24 protein-coding genes are annotated in these 22,578 nt (G+C 54.3%); 11 read left to right on the forward strand and 13 right to left on the reverse strand.

All coding sequences use genetic code 11. The annotated features are described in order from the left end of the window. Positions 1–68 precede the first annotated feature (68 nt). Positions 69–1,061, forward strand: coding sequence for an MBL fold metallo-hydrolase (locus ACRDCA_RS13965; RefSeq protein WP_438690044.1), 993 nt, complete (start codon positions 69–71; stop codon positions 1,059–1,061). Between the two features lie 62 nt (positions 1,062–1,123). Here the strand turns inward: ACRDCA_RS13965 and ACRDCA_RS13970 are convergent, their stop codons facing one another. Next, positions 1,124–1,471 (reverse strand): DUF1294 domain-containing protein, encoded by a 348-nt coding sequence (locus tag ACRDCA_RS13970; protein ID WP_438690045.1) that lies wholly within the window; start codon positions 1,469–1,471, stop codon positions 1,124–1,126. Positions 1,472–1,624: 153 nt separating this feature from the next. Between ACRDCA_RS13970 and ACRDCA_RS13975 the strand changes: the two genes are divergently transcribed. Continuing rightward, a complete protein-coding gene (locus tag ACRDCA_RS13975; protein ID WP_438690046.1) occupies positions 1,625–3,067 on the forward strand; it encodes a DUF2867 domain-containing protein in 1,443 nt (480 codons plus the stop codon). Between the two features lie 219 nt (positions 3,068–3,286). Beyond that, positions 3,287–4,297, forward strand: a complete 1,011-nt coding sequence (locus ACRDCA_RS13980) for an NAD-dependent epimerase/dehydratase family protein (protein WP_438690047.1) — start codon at positions 3,287–3,289, stop codon at positions 4,295–4,297. 184 nt (positions 4,298–4,481) lie between these two features. Here the strand turns inward: ACRDCA_RS13980 and ACRDCA_RS13985 are convergent, their stop codons facing one another. Together ACRDCA_RS13985 and ACRDCA_RS13990 are read right to left on the reverse strand one after the other, a co-directional pair. After that, positions 4,482–5,315 carry an N-acetylmuramoyl-L-alanine amidase gene (locus ACRDCA_RS13985; RefSeq protein ID WP_438690048.1) on the reverse strand — a complete coding sequence of 278 codons (834 nt, stop codon included), beginning with the start codon at positions 5,313–5,315 and terminating at the stop codon, positions 4,482–4,484. A 30-nt stretch (positions 5,316–5,345) separates the two neighbouring features. Then, entirely contained in the window at positions 5,346–5,669 is a 324-nt protein-coding gene (locus tag ACRDCA_RS13990) for a heavy metal-binding domain-containing protein (protein ID WP_025119345.1), read from the reverse strand. Between the two features lie 176 nt (positions 5,670–5,845). Here ACRDCA_RS13990 and ACRDCA_RS13995 point away from each other — a divergent pair, with 176 nt between their 5' ends. The 6 genes from ACRDCA_RS13995 (at position 5,846) to artJ (ACRDCA_RS14020) (ending at position 10,467) form a co-directional block, all read left to right on the forward strand. Further along, complete coding sequence (locus ACRDCA_RS13995) at positions 5,846–6,394, forward strand: lipoprotein (protein WP_438690049.1); 549 nt, start codon at positions 5,846–5,848, stop codon at positions 6,392–6,394. A 259-nt stretch (positions 6,395–6,653) separates the two neighbouring features. After that, a complete protein-coding gene (gene artP / locus ACRDCA_RS14000) occupies positions 6,654–7,382 on the forward strand; it encodes an arginine ABC transporter ATP-binding protein ArtP (protein ID WP_438690159.1) in 729 nt (242 codons plus the stop codon). 32 nt (positions 7,383–7,414) lie between these two features. Continuing rightward, a complete protein-coding gene (gene artJ, locus ACRDCA_RS14005) occupies positions 7,415–8,146 on the forward strand; it encodes an arginine ABC transporter substrate-binding protein (protein ID WP_438690050.1) in 732 nt (243 codons plus the stop codon). Positions 8,147–8,155: 9 nt separating this feature from the next. Continuing rightward, a complete protein-coding gene (artQ, locus tag ACRDCA_RS14010; protein WP_438690051.1) occupies positions 8,156–8,872 on the forward strand; it encodes an arginine ABC transporter permease ArtQ in 717 nt (238 codons plus the stop codon). Continuing rightward, positions 8,872–9,540, forward strand: a complete 669-nt coding sequence (gene artM, locus ACRDCA_RS14015) for an arginine ABC transporter permease ArtM (RefSeq protein ID WP_438690052.1) — start codon at positions 8,872–8,874, stop codon at positions 9,538–9,540. The genes artQ and artM overlap by 1 nt, the downstream gene beginning before the upstream one ends. Positions 9,541–9,732: 192 nt before the next feature. Then, positions 9,733–10,467 (forward strand): arginine ABC transporter substrate-binding protein, encoded by a 735-nt coding sequence (gene artJ / locus ACRDCA_RS14020; RefSeq protein WP_438690053.1) that lies wholly within the window; start codon positions 9,733–9,735, stop codon positions 10,465–10,467. A 162-nt stretch (positions 10,468–10,629) separates the two neighbouring features. On the opposite strand, the gene rlmC is transcribed toward artJ (ACRDCA_RS14020), so the two are convergent. The 8 genes from rlmC to ACRDCA_RS14060 all read right to left on the reverse strand — a co-directional run bounded on the left by rlmC (position 10,630) and on the right by ACRDCA_RS14060 (position 18,511). Next, the gene (gene rlmC, locus ACRDCA_RS14025; RefSeq protein WP_438690054.1) at positions 10,630–11,757 is read right to left on the reverse strand and encodes a 23S rRNA (uracil(747)-C(5))-methyltransferase RlmC; all 1,128 of its coding nucleotides are present in this window, start codon (positions 11,755–11,757) and stop codon (positions 10,630–10,632) included. 144 nt (positions 11,758–11,901) lie between these two features. Next, positions 11,902–12,747: a putrescine ABC transporter permease PotI gene (potI, locus tag ACRDCA_RS14030; RefSeq protein WP_411752657.1), complete on the reverse strand. Its 846-nt coding sequence runs from the start codon at positions 12,745–12,747 to the stop codon at positions 11,902–11,904. Continuing rightward, entirely contained in the window at positions 12,744–13,706 is a 963-nt protein-coding gene (gene potH, locus ACRDCA_RS14035) for a putrescine ABC transporter permease PotH (protein WP_438690055.1), read from the reverse strand. Before potH ends, potI begins: the two co-directional genes overlap by 4 nt. 24 nt (positions 13,707–13,730) lie before the next feature. Then, the gene (gene potG / locus ACRDCA_RS14040; protein ID WP_438690056.1) at positions 13,731–14,864 is read right to left on the reverse strand and encodes a putrescine ABC transporter ATP-binding subunit PotG; all 1,134 of its coding nucleotides are present in this window, start codon (positions 14,862–14,864) and stop codon (positions 13,731–13,733) included. A gap of 226 nt (positions 14,865–15,090) precedes the next feature. Further along, entirely contained in the window at positions 15,091–16,200 is a 1,110-nt protein-coding gene (potF, locus tag ACRDCA_RS14045; protein WP_438690057.1) for a spermidine/putrescine ABC transporter substrate-binding protein PotF, read from the reverse strand. A 395-nt stretch (positions 16,201–16,595) separates the two neighbouring features. Next, the gene (locus tag ACRDCA_RS14050; RefSeq protein ID WP_438690058.1) at positions 16,596–17,075 is read right to left on the reverse strand and encodes a YbjN domain-containing protein; all 480 of its coding nucleotides are present in this window, start codon (positions 17,073–17,075) and stop codon (positions 16,596–16,598) included. A 176-nt stretch (positions 17,076–17,251) separates the two neighbouring features. Then, complete coding sequence (rimK, locus tag ACRDCA_RS14055) at positions 17,252–18,154, reverse strand: 30S ribosomal protein S6--L-glutamate ligase (RefSeq protein ID WP_438690059.1); 903 nt, start codon at positions 18,152–18,154, stop codon at positions 17,252–17,254. Positions 18,155–18,211: 57 nt separating this feature from the next. Then, on the reverse strand, positions 18,212–18,511 hold the full coding sequence (locus tag ACRDCA_RS14060; RefSeq protein WP_438690060.1) for a YbjC family protein: 300 nt from the start codon (positions 18,509–18,511) through the stop codon (positions 18,212–18,214). 238 nt (positions 18,512–18,749) lie between these two features. Here ACRDCA_RS14060 and ACRDCA_RS14065 point away from each other — a divergent pair, with 238 nt between their 5' ends. Continuing rightward, positions 18,750–19,013, forward strand: coding sequence for a GrxA family glutaredoxin (locus tag ACRDCA_RS14065; RefSeq protein ID WP_025119331.1), 264 nt, complete (start codon positions 18,750–18,752; stop codon positions 19,011–19,013). A 52-nt stretch (positions 19,014–19,065) separates the two neighbouring features. Here ACRDCA_RS14065 and ACRDCA_RS14070 read toward each other — a convergent pair whose 3' ends face one another. Further along, positions 19,066–19,455: an inner membrane protein YbjM gene (locus ACRDCA_RS14070; protein WP_438690061.1), complete on the reverse strand. Its 390-nt coding sequence runs from the start codon at positions 19,453–19,455 to the stop codon at positions 19,066–19,068. 344 nt (positions 19,456–19,799) lie between these two features. On the opposite strand from ACRDCA_RS14070, the gene ACRDCA_RS14075 reads away from it, so the two are divergent. Next, entirely contained in the window at positions 19,800–21,488 is a 1,689-nt protein-coding gene (locus ACRDCA_RS14075; RefSeq protein ID WP_438690062.1) for an aspartate:alanine antiporter, read from the forward strand. 367 nt (positions 21,489–21,855) lie between these two features. On the opposite strand, the gene ACRDCA_RS14080 is transcribed toward ACRDCA_RS14075, so the two are convergent. Then, complete coding sequence (locus ACRDCA_RS14080; protein WP_438690063.1) at positions 21,856–22,281, reverse strand: universal stress protein; 426 nt, start codon at positions 22,279–22,281, stop codon at positions 21,856–21,858. Between the last annotated feature and the right edge of the window lie 297 nt (positions 22,282–22,578).

Below are 22,578 nucleotides of genomic sequence, written 5' to 3' on the forward strand. Positions count from 1 at the left end.
ACCCGCATCCCGGTTCTTGCCGAGCCAGCAATCTCAGCCTGGTTTCAATACCTGAAGGGATATCCTCTATGAGTCATAAATTTCGCCAGACGTTATTAGCTCTTACCCTTGCTAGCAGTGGAATGATGTTCACCTTGCCAGCCAGCGCCGCCACGGCCCCAGCCCAACAGCAAACGCAGGCTCCCGGCTTCTACCGCATGATGTTGGGTAACCTGGAGGTAACGGCGCTGTACGATGGTTACGTCAATCTGGACAGCAAACTGTTCCACGGCGTCAGCGAGCCGGATATGCAAAAGCTGTTCGCCCGCATGTTTACCGACAGCAAGTCAGGCATACAGACGGCGGTAAACGCGTATCTGGTGAATACCGGAACACATCTGGTGTTGGTTGATGCCGGTACCTCACAGTGTTTCGGCCCGACGTTGGGTGCCATCAAGAACAACCTGCGCGCGGCAGGATATAAGCCAGAGCAGGTTGATACGATATTGCTGACCCATCTGCACCCCGATCACGCCTGTGGTATCAGCGATCAGGGTAAAGCCGCCTTCCCTAACGCTACCGTCTATGCCTCCAAGGCCGATGGTGACTATTGGCTGAGTAAAGAGATGGCTCTCAAAGCTCCCAAGGACGCGCAACCGATGTTCAAAATGGTGCAAGACGCCGTTGCCCCTTATGCTGAACAGGGCAAGTTGAAGCTATACAGCCCTGGGGAACAGTTACTCCCTGGCCTGGAAGTGATAGCGACTCCGGGCCATACGCCTGGGCATACCTCTTACCTGTTTAGCTCTGGCGGGCAGAAACTGCTGCTGTGGGGGGATATCGTTCACAGTCACTCTTTGCAATTTGCCAAGCCTGAAGTTGCGGTGGACTTTGACACCGACTCCAAGCAGGCGATCGCTACCCGGCAGAAGGTGTTTGCCGATGCGGCTGAAAACAAGCTGTGGGTTGGCGGAGCGCATTTACCGTTCCCTGGCCTGGGCCACGTGCGCGTCGAAGGTAAAGGTTATGCCTGGGTGCCGGTGGAGTATGCTCCGGTAGTCACCGGTGAGCAGAAGCCTTAACGCAGATTATTGATAACGGGGCGCAACATACAGCGCCCCGATAAAATCCGCGTCACGGCAAATCAAACCACCATTCGGCCATAGAGCCAGTAACCCGCAGCCAGTAGCAATAGCAGATTCAGCACGACACTAAGCATAAAATAGGTTTTGAACGGTTGTTTCTGCGTTTTATGGCGGAACAATCGTTGCCCGACAATGGCCCCAATCCAACCGCCCAGCACGCCGAACAGCAGCAGGGTAATTTCCGGCACCCGTTGCCAACTTTTGCAGGCGGCCAGTTTATCGACACCGTAGATCAGCAGAGTCAGCAGGTTTACCAGCAGCAACCAGGTCCACAGCGGAGCGGGAAAACACAGGCTGCCAGCCAGGGCAATTAGCAGCAGGAAATAACACAGAGAATTGAGTTTCATCGGACATGGGCTCGTTGCTTGATCGCAGCGTAGTGTGAACCGCCCTCCGTGCAGATGCAACACCTGATACCCATGCAAAAAGTGCATTTATCCTGCTAATTTGGCATCCTATAATTTATGCTCATAGAAACATCAATAAAATAAGGCAGCGCAATGACTTCCCAACGTATTCTGGTGCTTGGCGCCAGCGGTTATATCGGCCAGCACCTGATCCCCCGCTTGACCGAGCAAGGCCACGAGATCACCGCTGCTGCACGTCGCATAGAATGGTTGGAGGAGCAAAACTGGCCGCACGTGAACTGCTGCTACGTGGATGTCTATCGCCCAGAAACGCTAACGGCGGCGCTATGGCAGATCGATGCCGTTTACTACCTGATCCACGGTATGGGCGATGGCGATGACTTTATCGAAAAGGAGCGCCAGGCGGCGGAGAATCTGCGCGATGCCCTACGCGGTTCCACCGTCAAACAGGTCATTTTCCTCGGTGCGCTGCAACCCGAGGGCGATAGCTCCCCTCACCTCATCGCCCGTAAACTGACCGGAGAAATCCTGCGCCAAAGCGGTATCCCCGTCACCGAATTGCGCGCCAGTATCGTGGTTGGCCCAGGGTCCGCCGCGTTCGAGATCATGCGCGACATGGTCTATAACCTGCCAATCCTGACGCCGCCGCGTTGGGTTCGCTCAAAGTCTTCTCCGGTCGCATTGGATAACTTGCTGACCTACCTGACTGAATTGTTGCAACATCCCGCGCAAGAGAGCCGGATTTTTGACGTTGCCGGGCCGGAGTACATCAGTTACCAAACGATGTTCGAGCGCTTTATCAAGATCAGTGGCAAAAAACGCTGGCTGATCCCGGTTCCCCTGCCGACACGCTTTATTTCGGTCTGGTTTATCAGCATGATCACCTCGGTGCCAACCTCAATCGCCAGCGCGCTTATCCAGGGGCTGAATCATGACTTGCCTGCCGATGGTAAACCGCTGCAAGCCCTGATCCCGCAGCCGTTGCAAACCTTTGATGATGCCGTGAAGGAAACGCTGCGCCGCGAAGATGAAGTGGTCGATTCTGCCGACTGGGGTTACGATCCTGAAGCCCGGGCCCGCTGGCGCCCCGGTTATGGTTTCTATCCCAAACATGCGGGTTGTGAGGTGGAAACGCAGGCTTCCAGTGAGGCGCTATGGCATGTCGTGCAGCAGTTGGGCGGCAAAGAGGGCTATTTCTACGGCAATATCCTGTGGCAGATCCGCGCCCGTATGGACGATATGATCGGCAACGGCATCGTTTATGGCCGACCGCAGCGTGACACCCTGGAAGTCGGCGATCTGGTCGATGGCTGGAAGGTGATCACCAAGAAACCATTACGCCAGTTGGCCTTGATGTTCGGGATGAAGGCGCCGGGGCTGGGTCGCCTGACCTTCAGCATCAAAGACCTTGGCGATCGCCGCCAGCTCGATGTTCGCGCCTGGTGGCATCCTGCCGGTTTCAGCGGTCTGTTGTACTGGTTTGTCATGATGCCCGCTCACCTGTTTATTTTCCGGGGCATGGCCAAACGTATTGCCCAGTTAGCCGAAGAGTACGATAACCAGCGCCCTCAATAGCCTCTACCCTAGGGGTTTCAAGCTGTAGCAAGCGCAGGTAACAACGCTACAGCTTGAAAGACGACGGGTATAAATCTCGATCAACCGCACAGTTTTCTGTTACGGTTGGGTCCTTTCCGATTGCATAGCGCACGAAATCACGAAAGAATGGCATCTTATTTGCTGGAGCGCGCTAAAACGCCCTCAGCATCCTGATTTTTGGTGAGAATAGAGTTCGTTATGAAGGTATTGGTCACCGGTGCAACCAGTGGGTTAGGCCGAAACGCCGTTGAATATCTCCGCCGCCAAGGCGTAAAAGTGCGTGCCGCCGGGCGTAATCAGGCCATGGGCTGCCTGCTGGAAAAGCTGGGTGCCGAATTTATCCATTGCGATCTCACCAACCTGATCTCTTCCCAGGCCAAAGCCATGCTGGCAGATGTGGACGTGCTGTGGCACTGCTCCAGCTTCACCTCCCCATGGGGCACGGAAGAAGCCTTCGAACTGGCCAACGTCCGCGCAACCCGGCGTTTAGGCGAGTGGGCGGCGGCCTATGGTGTAGAGCAGTTTATTCATATCTCATCGCCAGCCATTTACTTTGATTATCACCATCACCGTAACGTGGATGAAGACTTCCGCCCGGCTCGCTATGCCAACGAGTTTGCCCGCAGCAAAGCGGCGGGTGAACAGGTGGTGCAACAGTTGGCACTGTCCAACCCGCAAACCCATTTCACCATCCTGCGTCCACAGGGGCTATTTGGCCCACACGACAAAATCATGCTGCCGCGCCTGCTGCACATGATCAAACATTACGGCAGCCTGCTGTTGCCGCGTGGCGGGGATGCGCTGGTCGATATGACCTATCTGGATAATGCGGTGCATGCCATGTGGTTAGCCACCATGAAGGGAGATACCCCCTCTGGGCGGGCTTACAATATCTCCAACCTGCAAGCCTGCACGCTGCGCACCGTGCTGCAACAGTTGATCGACGAGCTGGGAATGAAGTGCCGCATCCGCTCTGTGCCCTACCCGATGCTGGATATGATGGCGCGTGGCATGGAAAAGCTGGGCAGTAAAAACGAAAAAGAGCCGGTCCTGACCCATTATGGCGTCGCCAAACTCAACTTCGATCTGACGTTGAACACCACACGGGCGCAGCAGGAGCTGGGTTATCAGCCGCAGGTCTCGTTGGAAGAAGGCATCAGCCGTACCGCCCGCTGGTTGAAAGAGCACGGTAATCTGCACGGGCTATAACTGCCCCTCACCCCAACCCTCTCCCACAGGGAGAGGGAGCTGATAGTCCCTGCATATTTGGCAGTAAAGAGTTAATCTCAGCAAACTTGATCGCCCACTCATCCAAAGTACGCCACCGAATTTTCAAACCCACTCGATCGGTCCCCTCTCCTTGTGGGTGAGGGTGATGACGTTTCTTTTGGCATTACCGCATAGCCCCGTATTTACTCAGCAACGCCTCAATAATCGCCTCACTTTCTGCATCCGGCTCACCGCGATAATCGCTGGGCCGGAAATGCATCTGAAACGCCGCTATCAGGTTCCGTTGCTGTCTGGCATCCCAAGTGGGATCGACACCATAACCATAGCGCGCCAGTTTTTCCATCAGCGGTGCCATCGCCACCGGCGCATGCTTGTCACGCCCCGCCAGATAGCGCGCCACCTCCCGCTCATCCGGCCAGGCACCAATGCCTGCCTGCGCCAGTTGCTGCCAAGGGAAAAGTGGACCAGGATCCTGCTTGCGCTGCGGAGCAATGTCGCTGTGCCCGACCACATCTGTCGGCTGCAACGCGTAACGCTGCACGATATCGCGGCTGAGCTGGATCAGTAACGCAATCTGCTCCGAGGTATAGGGCTGCCAATCAGTCTTCAGCCAGCTGCGGGTATAACCCTGGTTGACGATCTCAATGCCGATCGAGGTATCGTTTAAATTGGTCCGCCCACGCCAGTTGCTGGCCCCGGCATGCCAGGCGCGCAACTCTTCCGGCACCAGTTGATAAGCCACCGGTTTGCCGTCTTGCAATGGCGGGTGGGCGGGTAACAGGTAGTGAGCGCTGACGTGTTCATCCGTCAACGTCTTCAGCGAGGAATGGAAGTTTTCTGCGGTGTAATGCATCACCAGAAAGCGGATACGCTGATCGGCACCCGGTGCCTGATGCAGGGTTTCCAACTGATAGCTGCCCTGATCCACCAGCGAACTCGATTGCTGCTGGCAACCTGTCAAAACCCCAATGGCGGCGATCCACAACCACTTGACCACACTATGCTCCTTCACACTGTGCTATGCCGCTCAGCGGCTGACTTTAACCGCAGTGCCACTGACGCTGACCATCAGCATGGTGCTGTCTTTACCTACGGTTTCGTAATCGATATCGATGCCGACTATCGCGTTGGCTCCCAGTTCTTTAGCCTGCTCCTGCAACTCCTGAAAGGCCAGTTGACGCGCCTTACGCAGCTCCTTCTCGTAGGCACCGGAACGACCGCCAACGATATCACGCACGCCAGCAAAAAAATCACGGAAAATATTAGCCCCCAGAATGGCTTCACCGGTGACGACGCCACAATATTCGGTGATGGTAAACCCTTCCAGGCTGGGGGTAGTGGACAATTGCATCAAGAACTCCTCGTAAAATCAAATCATTGCTGTGGTAGGACAGCTAATTTTAGCGGATGTTCTATGGCACAATGGCACACAGCACCAATGCAAGGACCAAAAACGCCTTTATACTGTAGGCTAGTCCCGAGGTTTTCGGTCTTCATGGTTGAGAGACTTTTACATAAGGTTATGAGATGAAAACAAAAACGCTTGCTGTTGTTTTACCCTTGGCCCTGTTCCTGAGCGCCTGTACCACCGTTGATCCCGCCTTCAAGGATGTCGGGGTTCGCACCGGACCTTGCGTAGACGGTGGCCCGGATACGGTAGCCCAGAAGTTCTATGATCTGCGCATTCAGCAAGGCCCAAGCAACGCGCTGCCGGACACTAGCCGCCTGGCACAGTTGCAACCTTACCTGAGCCATGTGCTGTATCAGGATTTTGTGAGCGCAGGTCAGCATCCTGGTAAACACACCATCACCGGCGATCTGTTCTCTGGCCATGCCCAGGGGCCAACCAGCGCAACGGTAGCCAGCGCCTCCACCATCCCTAACACCGACGCCAAAAACATCCCGCTGCGTGTGCAACTGACCCACCAAAAAGACGGTGGCAGTGCAATCAACTGGCAGGAAGAAGTGCTGATGGTGCGCGAAGGCACCTGCTGGGTAGTTGACGACATTCGCTTCCTGAACATCCCGGCACATGCCGCCAGCGGCACGCTGCGCCAGGTACTTGAGAACCAGTAACAACGAAATGGCAGCCGGGTGGCGTGTGTTGCCCGGTTGCCACCTCCCTGGCGATGTTCAAAATTTCATCGTTTTGAGAAAATTGGCTATCAAGCTCACACTCTGCGCGACAAATCCGCCGTTCAGCCAGCGCTCGCGGTATCTTATGCTATTCTTTAGCGATTCTGCCGCGTACTAATAAATTTTAACTCACAAAGATTGCATAAGTATTCTGTGGAAGTTACCATTCACGGCATCAATGTCTATTCAATTTCAGCGCATGAGTATTCAACTAAAAGATATCAACTGCTTTTACGGCGCACATCAGGCGCTGTTTAACATTACACTGGATTGCCCTGCCGGCGAGACTCTGGTGCTGCTTGGTCCAAGCGGCGCGGGTAAGAGTTCGCTGCTGCGGGTGCTTAACCTGCTTGAAATGCCACGCTCTGGCCACCTGTATATCGCGGGCAACAAGTTTGACTTTAAACAGTCGCCGGGGGAGAAATCCATCCGCGAACTGCGTCAAAACGTGGGTATGGTGTTCCAACAATACAATCTCTGGCCGCATCTGACCGTGGTGCAAAACCTGATCGAAGCGCCCTGCCGCGTACTTGGCCTGACCAAGGCCCAGGCGATGGCGCGTGCCGACAAGTTGCTGACCCGGTTACGCCTGACCGATTTTGCCGATCGTTTCCCACTGCATCTCTCCGGTGGCCAACAACAGCGCGTAGCGATTGCCCGTGCGCTGATGATGGAACCTCAGGTGCTGCTGTTCGATGAACCGACGGCCGCGCTGGATCCGGAAATCACCGCACAGATCGTCAGCATCATTCGCGAGTTGGCCGGCACCGGAATTACCCAGGTGATCGTTACCCATGAGGTTGAAGTCGCGCGTAAAACCGCCAGCCGCGTGGTGTACATGGAAAACGGCCATATCGTCGAACAGGGCGATGCCAGCCTGTTTGCACAACCGCAAACCGTAGAGTTTGCCAATTACTTATCACACTAATAGCGTTATTTGCTGTTCTCAGGGAGTTTGCGATGAAAAAACTACTAATCGCCGCCGTTCTGGCTGGCATCAGCGTTTCTGCCTCAGCAGCCGAAACTATCCGTTTCGCTACCGAAGCTTCCTACCCTCCGTTCGAGTTTGTGGCGGCGGATAACAAAATCCAGGGCTTCGACGTCGATCTGGCCAACGCGCTGTGTAAAGAGATGCAGGCTGAATGCACCTTTACCAACCAGGGCTTTGACAGCCTGATCCCAAGCCTGAAGTTCAAGCGTTTCGACGCGGTGATGGCCGGTATGGATATCACCCCTGAGCGCGAAAAACAGGTGCTGTTCAGCAAGCCTTACTACGATAACTCGGCCCTGTTTATTGCCGAGAAAGGCAAAGTGGCCGACGTTGCCGCGCTGAAAGGCAAACGCGTTGGCGTGCAAAACGGCACCACGCACCAGAAATTCCTCAACGATAAGCACCCGGAAATCACCACCGTGGGCTACGACAGCTATCAGAACGCCATCCTGGATCTGAAAAATGGCCGGGTTGACGCGGTGTTTGGTGATACCGCAGTGGTCAACGAGTGGCTGAAAGATAACGCTGCGCTGACCGCCGTAGGCGATAAAGTGACGGATAAAGACTACTTCGGTAGCGGCCTGGGCATCGCCATGCGCCTGCAAAACACCGAGTTGCAGGGCAAGTTCAACGCCGCCCTGGACAAAATCAAGCAGGATGGGACTTACGAGACCATCTACAAAAAATGGTTCCAGCAGTAATCCTTATCGATGAATGAAATCCAACCTTTAGCTAGCGCCGCCGGGATGACCGTCGGCCTTGCCGTTTGTGCCCTGGTCCTCGGGCTGATCCTGGCGATGCTGTTTGCCGTCTGGGAGTCATCCCGCTGGAAGGCGGTCAGTTGGCTCGGCACCGCCTGGGTGACGCTGCTGCGCGGCTTGCCTGAAATTCTGGTGGTGCTGTTTATCTATTTCGGCTCTTCGCAGCTGCTGATGGTGCTGTCCGACGGCTTCGTGCTGAACTTCGGCCTGTTCCAACTGCCGGTGCAACTGGCGATCGATAATTTCGAAGTCAGCCCGTTCCTGTGCGGCGTTATCGCGCTGGCCCTGCTCTATTCTGCCTACGCGTCACAAACGCTGCGTGGGGCGCTGAAAGCGGTACCACAGGGTCAATGGGAGTCCGGCCAGGCCTTGGGGCTCAGCAAGACAGCCATCTTCTTCCGCTTGATCATGCCGCAAATGTGGCGTCATGCTCTACCGGGGCTGGGTAATCAATGGCTGGTGCTGCTGAAAGATACCGCGCTGGTGTCGCTGATCAGCGTTAACGATTTGATGTTGCAGACCAAGAGCATTGCCACCCGCACCCAGGAGCCGTTTACCTGGTATATGATTGCGGCGGCAATCTATCTGGTAGTCACCCTGCTGAGCCAGTACATCCTTAAGCGGATCGAACTGCGCACAACGCGTTTTGAGCGGGGGCCAGCCTGATGCTTGAATTTATCCCCGAAATCATCAAAGGCCTGCATACCAGCCTGTCGTTGACCATCGTGGCATTAATTGTCGCCTTGCTGATGTCGTTAGTGCTGACGGTGATCCTGACGTTAAAAACGCCGGTACTGACACAGCTGGTGAAGGTCTACATTACGCTGTTCACCGGTACGCCGCTGCTGGTGCAGATCTTCCTGATTTACTACGGCCCAGGCCAGTTCCCGGCGATCCGTGAATATCCCTGGTTGTGGAACCTGCTGTCGCAACCCTGGCTCTGTGCAATGATTGCGTTGGCGCTGAACAGTGCGGCCTATACCACCCTGCTGTTCCATGGTGCGGTGCGCGCTATTCCGGCGGGCCAGTGGCAATCCTGTGAAGCGCTGGGCATGTCACGCCCGCAAACGCTGCGCATTCTGCTGCCGTATGCTTTCAAACGTGCCTTGTCCTCCTATTCCAATGAAGTGGTTCTGGTGTTCAAGAGTACCTCTCTTGCCTATACCATTACCCTGATGGAAGTGATGGGCTACAGCCAGCTGATGTATGGCCGGACTTATGACGTGATGGTATTCGGTGCCGCTGGCATTGTGTACCTGTGCGTTAACGGCCTGCTGACACTCTTGATGCGGATGGTTGAACGCCGCGCATTGGCGTTTGAACGGCGTAACTGAGCCCGTCCACAATGACCAAGCCCTGCCCTGCGCGGGGCTTTTTTATGGTCTAAATAATTTTATAGTCATTTATATTGCATAATAATTCACTAAATGGCATTGTTATCGGCATAGCCACTCACAATGCCTTTTGGTCGTTGTCAGAATAAAGGTGGCGAGACAAAAATCAAATTTACGACAGGAGCCGTACCGATGAAAAAGCTGTTACTTGCCGCCACTATTCTCGCCGGGATCACCTTTAACGCCGCCGCCGCAGACACCATCCGTTTCGCCTCTTCGGCAACCTACCCGCCGTTTGAATCTCTGGATGCCAATAACCAGATCGTCGGTTTTGATATCGATCTGGCCAAAGCCCTGTGCAAACAGATGCAAGCCGACTGCACCTTCACCAACCAGGCTTTTGACAGCCTGATCGCGGCGCTGAAATTCAAGAAATATGACGCAGTGATCTCCGGTATGGACATCACGCCAGAGCGTAGCAAGCAGGTGACCTTTACTCAGCCCTATTATGCCAACTCGGCCATTGTTATTGCTCAGAAAGGCAAATTCACCTCGCTGGCGGATCTGAAAGGCAAAAAGCTGGGAATGGAGAACGGTACCACCCATCAAAAATACATGCAGGACAAGCACCCGGAGATCAATACCGTGTCGTATGACAGCTACCAAAACGCCGTACTGGAGCTGAAAAATGGCCGGATCGATGGCGTATTCGGGGATACTGCGGTAGTGAATGAGTGGCTGAAGAATAACCCGGAACTGGCTGTTGTTGGCGAGCACGTGACTGACGCACAGTACTTTGGTACCGGCTTAGGGATTGCCGTGCGTCCGGATAATCAGGCGCTGTTGGCCAAGCTGAATGCTGCGCTGGATGCGGTCAAGGCGGATGGGACCTATAAGGCGATCAACGATAAGTGGTTCCCGCAGTAATTCCCCTCACCCCAACCCTCTCCCACAGGGAGAGGGAGCTGTCCGGAGTGCGCAGTTAGCCCATGCAACTTCGGCAAGTAGGGAGTAAGAACGAGAAAGACAAGCTATTACTCAGAACAATCAACAAACTCGATCGGTCCCCTCGCCCTCTGGGTAAGGGGATTATTTCCGCACCAACAGTGTCAACACTTCGTAATGAGCGGTGTGCGGGAACATATCAAACAGCTGTACGCGTTCCACGCGGTAATCAGGCAGCATCGCCAAATCCTTCGCCATACTTAGCGCATTACAGCTGGAATAAAGAATAAAACCCGGTGCCATGCGGTTGAGATAATCACACAGCTCCTTGCCAATTCCCCGGCGCGGCGGATTCACCAAGACCAATTCAGGAACCTCTCCCTCAGCGGTGGCAAACCGAGTTGAATCCAACGCCTGAAAATTCACCTGCTGTAAGCCGAGAGTTTGTGCCGACTGTTTGGCGCAGGCTATCGCCTCTGCGCTGATTTCAATACCGGTCAGCCGGGTTTGTGGTTGTGCACAATGTAAGCCAAAACCGCCGACACCACAGAACAGATCCCACATGCTGGCGATACCTAGCGCCCGTACCCAGTCCCGTGCGGTGGCGTACAGTTGGCTGGCCACCTGTGGATTGGTTTGGAAAAAGCTTTGCGGACGAATATACAGCGGCACCTGGTTGAACTGCTCTTCCAACGCCTGCTGCTCGGTCAGCGGAATTTCTTGTTCGCCTTCCATAATCGCCATGTGCACTGGCTGGATATTGGCGGAGATCACCTTCAACTGGGGCAACTGCTGTTGTAACCAAGGCAAGGCGGCACGCAGTTGCGCCAGCTTGCTCTCGGAGCGGAGCACGAAGCGCAGCATCAGGCCGCCGCTGAAGGTGCTTTCCGTCAACAGCAAATACTTCAGTTCACCACGCTTACGCGCCACGTTATAGGGCGTCAGCCCGGCGCGGGGAATAAAATCTTTCAAGACCGCGAAGATAGGGGCAAAGCTGGCCGGATATAACGGACAATCACACAGATCCACCGGCGTGCCATCACGGTGTAACATGCCAAGCAACAGTCGCTCCACGCTCCCGCTGACCACCATTTTTGCCTTGTTGCGAAATGCGCTCTGTTCACCCGTCACCGGTTCCAGCCACTGCGCGACATCGCGATCCGCCAGCAAGGATTGCAGATGATGTTGTTTTTCTTCCAGTTGCTGGGAATAAGGCTTTTCCAGCCACTGACAGGAACGGCAGGTGTCCGCCGAATACAAAGCGCAATGCATGAATAGTAACCGTTAAATCAGGATGACCAATAAGGGCGCAGATTGTAACACCCAATGCGGGCAAAAACTGCCTTACGAGGACTGGAAAAGATAAAACGCCGCCCAGTCAGGCGGCGCTTAACGCTCAATTAATCGCTGATTACATCAGCCACGAGCGGCTCTTTGCAACTCACGCGCACGCTGTTTCTCCGCCCGAGCCATAAACCACCAGGCGATAAACCCGATAATCCCCACCACCAGCAGGATCAGGGTCGCCAAGGCGTTAATCTCCGGGTTAACCCCCATACGCACGCTGGAGAATACCAACATTGGCAAGGTGGTGGCTCCAGGCCCGGCGACGAAGCTGGCAATCACCAGATCGTCCAACGACAGGGTAAACGCCAGCATCCAGCCAGAGATCAGCGCCGGGGCAATCATCGGCAAGGTGATCACGGAGAACACTTTCAGCGGCGTCGCCCCCAGATCCATCGCCGCCTCTTCGATCGAGCGGTCCAGCTCGCGCAGACGCGAACTGATAACCACCGACACGTAGGCGGTACAGAAGGTGACGTGCGCCAGCCAGATGGTGAACATTCCGCGCTCGGAAGGCCAGCCAAAGGTATGCCCCATCGCCACAAACAGCAGCAGCAGCGACAGGCCGGTGATCACGTCTGGCATAACCAACGGTGCGGTGAGCATAAAGGCAAAGCCGGTCGAACCCCGGAAACGACCAAAGCGCACCATCACCATCGCGGCAATGGTGCCGAGGATCACCGCTGCCGTGGCAGAGGCTGCCGCAATGGTCAAACTCAGGCCGACCGCGCTGATCATCGCCGAATCATGGAACAGTTCGATATACCAGCGGAATGACCACCCCGCCCACACGGTAACCAGCTTGGAGCTGTTGAACGAGTAGATCACCAGCATCAGCATCGGTGCGTACAGGAAGGTGAAACCGATCACCAGGATCGCTATCCGCCACGGTGAGCGTACTACCGGCAAGTTGTTCATCCCTGCCCTCCCATTTCCTTGTTCTGGTGCTTGTGGAACCAGAGAATAGGTACAATCAGCAACAACAGCATCACGGTAGCCACCGCAGAGGCAACCGGCCAGTCACGGTTATTGAAGAACTCCTGCCATAACACGCGGCCAATCATGATGCTGTCTGGCCCGCCAAGCAGTTCCGGGATGACAAACTCCCCAACCGCCGGGATAAACACCAGCATCGATCCGGCAATGATGCCGCCCCGCGTCAACGGCATGATTACGCTGAAGAAGGTTTTCAACGGCTTGGCACCCAAATCCAGTGAGGCTTCCACCAGCGAGTAGTCAAGACGCGTCAACGCGGTATAAATTGGCAACACCATAAACGGCAGGTAGGAATAAACGATGCCGATATATACCGCCAGGTTGGTATGCAGGATCACCAGTGGCTGATCGATCACTCCTAACCACATCAGGAAGTTGTTCAACACCCCGTTATTCTTCAGTATTCCCATCCAGGCATACACCCGGATCAGGAATGACGTCCAGGAAGGCAGGATCACCAGCAGCAGCAGAATGTTGCGGGTTGACGGTTTACTGTGCGCCACCGCCCACGCCAGAGGATAGCCGATCACCAGACAGCACAGCGTTGAAACCGCCGCGATCTGCAAGGATTGCAGATAGGCATCAATATAGAGCGGATCATCGGTCAGTTGCAGGTAGTTGGCAAAGTTCAGCGCGATATCGAGCTTGCCGTCGGCCCAGCTCATCAGGTCGGTATAAGGCGGAACCGCCAAGGCCAGTTCTGCCAGGCTGATCCTGAACACAATCAGGAACGGCAGCATAAACAACAGCACCAGCCACAGCATCGGCAGTGCAATCACCAGCTTGCGGCCATGAGCCATCTGCATACGCTGGATAAAGGCTTTGATCGGGCCAGGTACTCGTGCCGGAGGCTCCGGCGAACGTTCAGAAAGCAATGTCATGGTGGTTACTCCTCACTTTCTCAACTACACCGTCAGAACCACACAGCTGTCGGTTTCCCAACACAGGCGCACTTCATCACCCCAGGTTGGCATCCCTTTGCGAAAGCGATGGCCGTTCTGCAACTGCGCACTGATCATCTGCCCGCTGAGCAGCTTGACGTGATAGATCGACAAATCGCCCAGGTAGGCAATGTTCACCACCTCACCCACCGCAAAGTTGCAGCCGTCTTCCGGAACGTCTTCACACAGCATGATTTTTTCCGGGCGCAGCGCTACCTGGATTGGCACACCATCTACCACCGACGAATCAGGATCGACCTTCAGAGCATGTCGTAAACCCGGGCTTTGCAGGATCAGTGCATCGTCCCGCCGCTCGAGCAGCACGCAATCGAACACGTTAACCGAACCGATAAACTCGGCGCTGAAACGGCTGTTCGGGTGTTCATAAATCTCTTCCGGCTCGCCAATTTGCACGAACTTGCCGCGGTTCATGATGGCGATACGGCCAGCCATGGTCATGGCTTCTTCCTGATCGTGAGTCACCATGACGCAGGTCGCGCCCACGCGCTCCAGGATATCCACCACTTCCAGTTGCATGCGATCGCGCAATTTCTTGTCCAGCGCGCCCATCGGCTCATCCAGCAACAGCAGCTTTGGCCGTTTAGCCAGGCTACGTGCCAGAGCCACACGCTGGCGTTGCCCGCCGGAAAGCTGGTGTGGTTTACGCTTGGCGTATTCCTGCATGTGCACCAGTGTGAGCATCTCGGCCACGCGCTCGTTAATTTCCGGGCGCGGCATTTTGTCCTGCTTCAGGCCAAACGCGATGTTCTGCTCCACCGTCATATGGGGGAACAGCGCATAGGACTGGAACATCATATTGACCGGACGCTGGTAGGGCGGCACGTGGGACATATCCTGACCATCGAGGACAATTTGCCCTTTCGTCGGCTGTTCAAAACCGGCCAGCATGCGCAACAGCGTAGACTTTCCGCAGCCAGACGGCCCCAGCAGCGCAAAGATTTCGCCCTTGTAGATCGTCAGGCTGACGTCTTCAACCGCGTTTTGGCCATCAAAGGTTTTGGTGAGGTTACGGATTTCCAGCAGAGGGGTGAAAACCTTCTGCGATTTGGCTTGAGGACGAGGGATAACGTCGTTCAATCGGGGTGCTCTCCGGCTAAAGCAGTACGAACAACCACAGCAATTGCCATGGCCCAAAATGGCAATGCAGGCGGGTGTTAACCCACCTACCTTTCAATAATACCCTATGGATTTCAAGCTGCAGCTAGGCGACAAGCTTACTCATCCCCAGGAGCTTACTTTTGGGTAAGTGACTGGGGTGAGTAAGTGCAGGTAACAACGCTGCAGCTTGAAAGACGACGGGTATTTATTTCCCGCTTTTAACTTTAGTCCATGAGCGGGTAATGACACGGTCAAGTTTTGGCGACTGTACGTTCAACGTATAGAGTTTGGCGCGAATATCCGCCGGTGGATAAACGTTCGGATTGTCACGCACCTCGGCATTGACCAGCGGCGTAGCGTCTTTCACCGCGTTGGCATAAAACACGTGGTTGCTGACGTCTGCGATCACTTCAGGCTTGAGCAGGAAGTTCAGGAACTGGTAGGCCGCATCCTTGTTTTTGGCATCTGCTGGCATCGCAAACATATCAAAGTAGGTCAGCGCCCCTTCTTTTGGAATGGTGTAAGCCACATTCACGCCATTTTTGGCTTCTTTAGCGCGGTTGGCAGCCTGCATGATATCGCCAGACCAGCCAATCGCCACGCAGATGTCACCATTTGCCAGATCGTTGATGTACTGGGAAGAATGGAAGTAGCGGATATTCGGGCGCAGCTTCATCAGCAGATCGTTGGCGGCACCGGTGTAATCTTCCGCTTTGGTGCTGTTAGGATCTTTGCCCAGGTAGTGCAACACGGTGGCATACACTTCGCTTGGTGCATCCAGGAAGGAAACGCCACAGCTTTTCAGTTTCTCCAGATTTTCCGGCTTGAGGATCAGATCCCAGCTGTCGACCGGGGCATCTTTACCCAGCACCGCTTTAACCTTATCGACGTTGTAACCAATGCCGGTGGTCACCATCATGTAAGGGATGCCGTACTTATTCTCCTTGTCGTTATGCGCCACCAGTTGCAGCATCTCGGGATCAAGGTTTTTGTAGTTAGGAAGTTTGCTCTTGTCCAGCGGCTCAAAAATTCCGGCCTGGGACTGGCGCTCAAGGAAGTTGGAGGAAGGAACCACCAAATCATAACCGGTGCTGCCCGCCATCAGTTTGCCTTCCAGAACCTCGTTGGAATCAAAGACGTCATAAACCACTTTAATGCCGGTTTCTTTCTGGAATTTGGCCAGGGTATCCGGCGCAATGTAGTCGGACCAATTGTAGATATGCAGCGTGTTGTCTGCAGCCGACGCGGTGAAGCAAGCCGTCATCAGCAAGCCGCCAACCACACCCGATAACCACTTTTTACGTTGGGTGACCATCCGTAACTTCCTCCAAAACAAGGGGTAAATTTGTATCCTGGCCGGATACAACGCCTTTGATTAGCTGAGCGCAACCGTTGCGATCGCGAGTGAATAGCTATGCAGTTGATTGCATGCGATTTTCTTACCTGCCAGCCCACGAGGTCACATACAGGAGCGTGAGCCTTTAGCAAGATCAGCAGCATAACCGGAGTTGCCAGACGGTGCCAGCCTCCGGGGTAAAAAACGCCTTTTATCGATTAATTATGCACGGGTTCTGTATGTGATGCGGCAATAACGCCCTAAAAGACGAGAAATATCTGGCAATAAGGGGAGAAACGCAGAATATCTGGTTGTGGGGGAAAGTCTGGGCTGCGTGCCGCCGGATCTGCGGCACACATAATGTACAGCGAAGATTAATGCAGCATCGGCTGGCTGGTAGGGGTAGCCGGGTTCTCTTCTTCATCACCCATAAACAGCAGATCGTTCGCCCGGGCTTCCAGGATCACCATCGAGATCTGTTCTTCGCCCTGTTGCATAAAGTGGGCAAACTGCTCATAGGCGACGCCCACGGCAATGCTCAGGGACTGGCAAACGATCAGTTTTGGCAGGTTGTCGTCTTGAATATCGACAAAGGCCTTGATGGTCAGCGAACTGGCATTGATTTGACTGAGATCGGCCACCAGCGGGATCAGCGCGGTTGGCTTCACTTCGGCCAGCGCGGAAAACAGGATCACGTTATCCACCAGATCGAGCTTGGCATCGAATACGCCGTCAAAGTTTTGCATGTGTGGCAGGTGTAACGCCTGGCAAGAATCACATTCAAAAAACGAGATCCCCAATTGATCCAACCAACGTCGTAATAACGCCAAATCGGGGACGATGAGTGAATCCATAAATTACCAGCCTCACAGGGTTCAAAAACATGAAAAGGCGCATAGCTTACGGAATATTCAATCGAGATGCCACGATCAAAGCCGCTTAATTCACTAATACAGCCACATTGAACGGGATATCCGCACCTGTGCGCCCTGCCTATGGGCTTGGCGCGACAGCGAAAAGTGCCAATTTCTCAGCCGCCAGATTTCAGACGAAACCCAGGCCGGCCCCGTTGCTCAATGTACTCGATCATCATGCCGGCAATATCCAGCCCGGTGGTGGTTTCTACGCCTTCCAACCCCGGTGAGGCATTCACTTCCATCACCAGCGGGCCACGATCGGCACGCAGAATATCGACCCCGGCGACATCCAGCCCCAACGTCGCCACGGCCTTGATCGCCGTAGCGCGCTCCTTGGCGGTGATATGCACTTTACGGGCAGTGCCGCCGCGATGCAGGTTGGAACGAAATTCTCCAGGCTTTGCCTGCCGCTCAATCGCTGCCACCACCCTGCCCCCAACTACCAGGCAGCGGATGTCACAGCCGTTGGCTTCGCGGATATACTCCTGCACCAGGATATGCGCGTTCAGACCACGAAACGCGTCGATCACGCTCTCCGCCGCCTGACGGGTTTCGGCCAATACCACGCCGATCCCCTGGGTGCCTTCGACCAGCTTAACCACCAGCGGTGCGCCCCCCACCAGTTCGATCAAATCACCGGTATCATCCGGCGAATGTGCAAAACCGGTGATCGGCAGGTCAATTCCCTGGCGCGCCAGCAGTTGCAGCGAACGCAGCTTGTCACGTGCCCGGGTTATGGCCACGGACTCATTGAGCGGATAGCTGCCAAGCAATTCAAACTGGCGCAGCACGGCGGTGCCGTAAAACGTAATGGCGGAACCGATACGCGGGATCACCGCATCATAACGTTCCAACTGGCGGCCGCGATAATGAATGCTGGGTGCCGCCGGATTGATATTCATATAGCAAGACTGCGGATCGATAACATCGATACGGTGCCCGCGCTGCTCGGCAGCCTCACGCAGCCTTTTGCATGAGTACAGCGAACCATCGCGTGAAAGAATGGCTATTTTCACTCGTCACCCCTGAAGGCGTTGATCACCTGCATTGGCAGGCATTCCCCATAGCCGCGTTTAGTCCTGCGGTCCCTGGTCTTGTTTATCTTTTGGCGGGGTACGCCGATCGTTCTGTGGCGGCAAGCCACCGCGCAGTAGCGGGCCAAACCCTTGTACCACGCGCCAGACCAGAAATGCGGCCGCAGGCACCATCAGGAAAACGCCAAGAAAAATCATGCCAACCGCCGCCTGTTGCGAAGCCAGTATGCCCGGCAAACGCACGTAGTCATGAATACTCAGATAAGAGAGTATCAACAGCACCATCCCCAGGCCTTCAAGCACCAGCACCGAACGCGGTAAGTCACCGAATGAACGCATATTTTTATCTCCAGACCCACTGTGCTCAGTGTAGTGAATTCACTAACGTAGCAACAGCCCTAGTTGATTAATCGGTTCTATAAATCAGACCAAGAGGCAGATCCTGCTTTTTTTTAGCCCTGCCAACGGGCATAGTAAGCGCCATGACGTGAGTGATTGCGCAACTGAAGTCTTTTTATGACGGAAGGAATGTCGTTACAATAACGGTTAATTATTAATAACAGACTAGGAGTGTTACATGTTTGCTGTAATCTTCGGGCGCCCAGGCTGTCCTTACTGTGTCCGTGCTAAAGAGCTGGCAGAGAAATTGACTGAAGAGCGTGACGATTTCAACTTCCGCTATGTTGATATCCACGCCGAAGGCATCACCAAGGCCGATTTGGAAAAAACCGTGGGCAAACCGGTAGAAACCGTACCGCAGATCTTTATCGATCAGGACCACATTGGCGGCTGCACCGATTTTGAAGCCTACGCCAAAGAAAACCTGAACCTGTTCCAATAAGCTTCAAGCTCGGAACAGCAAAAGGCCACCCATTTCGGTGGCCTTTTTACGATTAGTTTTTCTTGCGCACCGAGAACCGTTGCCACGCATGTATCATCGCGCGCATCAGTAAATACAACATCCCACCTAAAACACACCAGAACACGGCGCTAACCGCGTAAGCCAGTTCCTGCCAAAATGAATGGCCGGGCGTCAGCCAAAAGTGGCGAATGATCAAACACAGCGGTACCGCACACAACGCGCCAAGCAAAGGGCACAGGATACGCTGCTTACTAGACAAATAGCTGGCGATAAAACCGGGAAGAATAAACAACAGCAGGCCGGTTTCACCATGATGCTCAGATTCCGTCACGCCGACGGTGCCGCTCTTCTGGACAAGAAAAACCAGGCTAAAGAGCAGAAAACAACTGAAAATGCCCACCCAGTATCGATAACCCACCATCCACCTCTCCCCTCCATACCCGAAAAACGACAGGTATCGCGATGTGACCGCTGACTACATCGTAAAAAACAGCCTATCGCACAGACCTTGCGACACACGGCCGAAATCGGCAGCGCTGGCTGAACTTTTTCCTTGGTCAAAAAGGGTTAAATACGTATACCGACACAGCTTTATGCTGGCTGTCATACGTGATAGCGACTAGAATAAGCGCCGCCATTCGATGGTTCGGCTCGCCTTCCGGTGGTTGGTTGTTATATAAGTTTTATCCATATACTCTATGGCTGAATCTAACTCTTATAGTGTTCTTTATCAAGAACTTACTGGTAAACAATAAGTTATCCCCCGTGAACATAAACGTCGCAAGTTTGTTAAACGGTAACTACATCCTGTTACTGTTTGTGGTACTCGCCCTGGGGCTCTGCCTCGGAAAGGTTCGTCTTGGCTCCGTTCAACTCGGTAATTCCATTGGCGTTTTAGTGGTCTCGCTGCTGCTTGGCCAGCAGCACTTTGCCATTAACACCGAAGCCTTGAGCCTCGGTTTTATGCTGTTTATTTTTTGCGTTGGCGTTGAGGCTGGCCCCAACTTCTTCTCGATATTTTTCCGCGACGGCAAAAACTACTTCATGCTGGCTCTGGTGATGGTGGGTAGCGCGATGGTGCTCGCCCTCGGCCTGGGTAAGCTGTTCCATTGGGATATCGGCCTTACCGCCGGCATGCTCGCCGGTTCGATGACCTCCACGCCGGTGCTGGTGGGAGCAGGCGACACGCTACGTAACACCATCACCAACGGCCCGGCGCTGCTTGCCGCACAGGATCATCTGAGCCTGGGCTATGCCCTGACCTACCTGATTGGTCTGGTCAGCCTGATCTTCGGCGCTCGTTACCTGCCAAAATTGCAGCATCAAGATCTCTCTACCTCAGCCCAACAAATTGCCCGTGAGCGCGGTCTTGATACCGATAGCCAGCGCAAGGTCTATTTACCGGTGATCCGCGCCTATCGCGTTGGGCAGGAACTGGTTGCCTGGGCGGACGGCAAGAACCTGCGGGAACTGGGCATTTACCGCCAAACCGGTTGCTACATCGAACGAATTCGCCGTAACGGCATTCTGGCCAACCCGGACGGAGACGCGGTGTTGCAGGTCGGGGACGAGATCTCCCTGGTCGGCTACCCTGATGCCCACGCACGCCTGGATCCAAGTTTCCGTAATGGTAAGGAAGTGTTTGACCGCGATCTGCTGGATATGCGCATTGTCACCGAAGAGATCGTGGTAAAAAACAGCAATGCGGTCGGCAAGCGCCTAAGCCAGTTGAAGCTGACCGATCATGGCTGCTTCCTGAACCGGGTGATCCGCAGCCAGATTGAAATGCCGATCGATGACAGCATCGTGTTGAACAAAGGCGATGTCCTACAGGTCAGCGGCGATGCCCGCCGGGTAAAAAGCGTGGCGGAGAAAATTGGCTTTATCTCCATTCATAGCCAGGTCACCGACCTGCTGGCGTTCTGTGCCTTCTTTATCATCGGCCTGCTGATTGGCCAGATCACCATTCAGTTCAGCAGTTTCTCCTTTGGTATTGGCAATGCCGCTGGGCTGCTGATGTCCGGCATCATGCTGGGCTTCCTGCGTGCCAACCACCCGACCTTTGGCTATATCCCCCAGGGCGCGTTGAATATGGTGAAAGAGTTTGGCCTGATGGTGTTTATGGCCGGCGTGGGCCTGAGCGCAGGTGCCGGTATCGGCCATAGCCTTGGCGCAGTCGGTGGCCAGATGCTTGTCGCGGGCCTGATTGTCAGCCTGGTGCCGGTGGTGATCTGCTTCCTGTTTGGTGCCTACATCCTGCGGATGAACCGTGCCCTGCTGTTTGGAGCCATCATGGGAGCGCGTACCTGTGCCCCGGCGATGGAAATCATTAGCGACACTGCACGTAGTAATATCCCAGCGTTGGGATATGCAGGCACCTATGCCATCGCTAACGTGTTGTTAACCTTGGCAGGTTCGCTCATCGTGGTGATCTGGCCAGCCATCATGGGGTAGCAAAGAGGTGTGAGAAGTGATGCCATGGCGAAATATTTTTTGCTTTTTCTGGCAACAGGCAGAACTTTTCGATTGGGACATAGTCTGAATTAGTGCCACTGCTTTTCTTTGATGTCCCCATTTTGTGGAGCCCGTTAGTCCCGCCTTTTTAGGTTCAAGATTAACGGGTTTTTTGTTGCCTGAAATTTAACGAACTAATAAAGACGTATACAAAATCTCCTCTCTCAAAGGGGGATTTTTGTCTACCTGCCACATATTAACTTCCGAGCCTGACTTCAGCTCCCTCACCCTTTTGGAGAGAGCTGGGTGAGGGAAAACTGTTCTAATTTTTGTGGTGCCGGGCATTCACAGATTCAAAATCTCTACCTCAGCTTTTCACCAGGGGCACCACCAGCATATCCACCGCAATGTGGTTGATCGTGCGTCGCGTGCTGGACACTAAACGGCTCCACATATCGTGATGGTGACCAAAAATCACCAAATCAATCCCCTTTTCGTGGATAGCATTATTCAGTGCTTCGCTGAGTTCGCCACGGCCAATGATCACTTCACTGATGGGATACTGCGCCTGCTGCTGAATAGCGTTAAGCATAGTCCTCACCCGTTCGGAGAAGGTCTTATCGGTATAATTGAACTCGCCACTACCAAATTCGCTGTAGTGACTGGCTTGTTCATCGATATAAATCAGCGACAGCTTGGCGTTTAGCGCGCTAGCCAATTCAGAACCCTTTCGCACCACCAATTCGGCATCTTCACTCAGATCGGTAGCGATAACGATATGTTGATAAGTCATGTTGTCAGCCCTCCGTATCACCTAATACCCAGCCTGATCATCTACCTATTAATTCTAGCCTAGCGTGAGAGTAGTCGCCTGCCAGCTTTGTTTTATCGTCCATTGTTAGAGACAACGTGGGCTACGGCAAAATGTCACACATGCTCAGGGTCAAGCTGCTGCCATAGGGCCCGAGCGGCCCCCCTGATCCTAAAGGACATGCTATCAACCTGGTTCCTGGCCTCTCCCACCATTACAGAAAGGTTCAGAAAATAAATAAAATATAAGATAGCGTGCTACACCCGGGCATTCCTTATA

The sequence above is a fragment of the Serratia sp. (in: enterobacteria) genome (assembly GCF_051654945.1).
GTDB lineage: Bacteria > Pseudomonadota > Gammaproteobacteria > Enterobacterales > Enterobacteriaceae > Chania.